We start from the raw sequence: 1,498 nt of genomic DNA, 5'->3' as shown, positions 1-1,498 counted from the left end.
GACGACGATGGCGCCGGTAAAATCATCCTTGCCGCCGCTTTCGACGGTCGCCGGTTCGAGGGTGCCGAGATCGATGCCTTGGCTCTGGTAGTACTCACTGAGTTTGGCCAGCGCGCCATGGATGTAGAGCGGCCTGTCGTAGCCGGCGTCGCGCAACAGCCGCATCACCCTTTGCGCCTTGCCCAGCGCATAGGCGCCGACCAGATGCGAGCGCTCGGGGAACTGCGCCGCCGATTTCAGCAAGCGAGCGATTTCTTCGGTGTCGGGCGGATGGCGAAACACCGGCAGGCCGAAGGTCGCTTCGGTGATGAACACATCGCACGGGATCGGCTCGAATGGCGCGCAGGTCGCGTCCCTCTGCCGCTTGTAGTCACCGGAAGCGACGATGCGCGTGTCCTGATGCTCGACCAATATCTGCGCCGAGCCCAGCACATGGCCGGCTGGATGGAAGCTGACGCTGATGCCATTGAGTGCAATCGTCTCGCCGAGCTGTGCCGCTTGCGTTGTTCCCGCGAAATCCTCGCCGTAGCGCAGGCCCATAATGTCGAGCGTCTGCCGCGTCGCCAGCACCGAGCGGTGGCCGGAACGCGCGTGATCGGAATGGCCATGCGTGATCAGTGCCCGGTTGACCGGCCGGACCGGGTCGATGAAGAAATCGCCCGGCGGGCAATAGAGGCCTTCAGGCCGGGGATGAAGCAGGTCGCTGGCGCGCATGATCTCCAAGATAGGATATAATTCCGCGGCGGGAAGCCTGTTGTAAGTCACTGCTGACTCCGGCATAGAGCACCGCCGGCTCGATCCGCCGGCAGGATCCATCGTCATGAAACCGCTTCAGGCCTCGTCCGGCGACTTGAACGCCGATCGCCGTGCCGATTATGCCGAGATGCTGCACGCGGATGGCGATCATGCGGCGGCGGCGGAATTGCTGCTCGGCGCCCTGGAAATGACACCGCTATGGGCGATGGGCTGGTTTCGCCTCGGCGAGATGCAGCAGGCGGCGGGCGCGGCGGAGCTGGCCGCGCAGGCCTGGACGATGTCGCTGCAACTCGATCCATCGGATCGTCAAGGCGCTGCACTGAACCTGCAATTGATCGGCAAGGCGCCGGCGCCCGACGCGCTCCCCAGCGCCTTCGTCGAGACCTTGTTCGACCACTATGCCGAGAGCTTCGATGAGTCCCTGGTCGGCAGGCTGAGTTACCGCCTGCCTGAAATGCTCGACCAGGCCATTCGAGCGGCAAGGCCGGGACGCTTCCCGCTCGCTCTGGATCTCGGCTGCGGCACCGGCCTGATGGGGCAGAGGCTGCGGCCGATCGTCGACCGGCTGGAGGGGTATGACATTTCGGCCAAAATGCTGAGAAAGGCGCGGACCAAGGGCGTCTACGATTTCCTCGACAAGGCCGATCTGCGGGATTTTCCCTATGCCGGTCCGAAAGCCTATCTGGTGACGGTGGCCGATGTTTTCATCTATGTCGGCGCGCTGGACGGCGTGGTGAAGACG

General features: G+C 64.1%; 2 protein-coding genes. One reads left to right on the top strand and one right to left on the bottom strand.

All coding sequences use genetic code 11. The features are described from left to right. Positions 1–714, bottom strand: a 714-nt coding sequence (locus EN750_RS33875; RefSeq protein ID WP_127399243.1) for a ligase-associated DNA damage response exonuclease, incomplete at its 3' end; no start/stop codon positions are given. A gap of 106 nt (positions 715–820) precedes the next feature. On the opposite strand from EN750_RS33875, the gene EN750_RS33870 reads away from it, so the two are divergent. Next, positions 821–1,498: methyltransferase domain-containing protein (locus EN750_RS33870; protein ID WP_127399242.1), on the top strand; the 678-nt coding region annotated here is incomplete at its 3' end.

This window comes from Mesorhizobium sp. M7A.F.Ca.ET.027.03.2.1 (assembly GCF_003999175.1).
Taxonomy (GTDB): domain Bacteria; phylum Pseudomonadota; class Alphaproteobacteria; order Rhizobiales; family Rhizobiaceae; genus Mesorhizobium.
The sequence above is the reverse complement of the archived record's forward strand: the minus strand, read 5'-3'. Positions and strand labels throughout refer to the sequence as shown.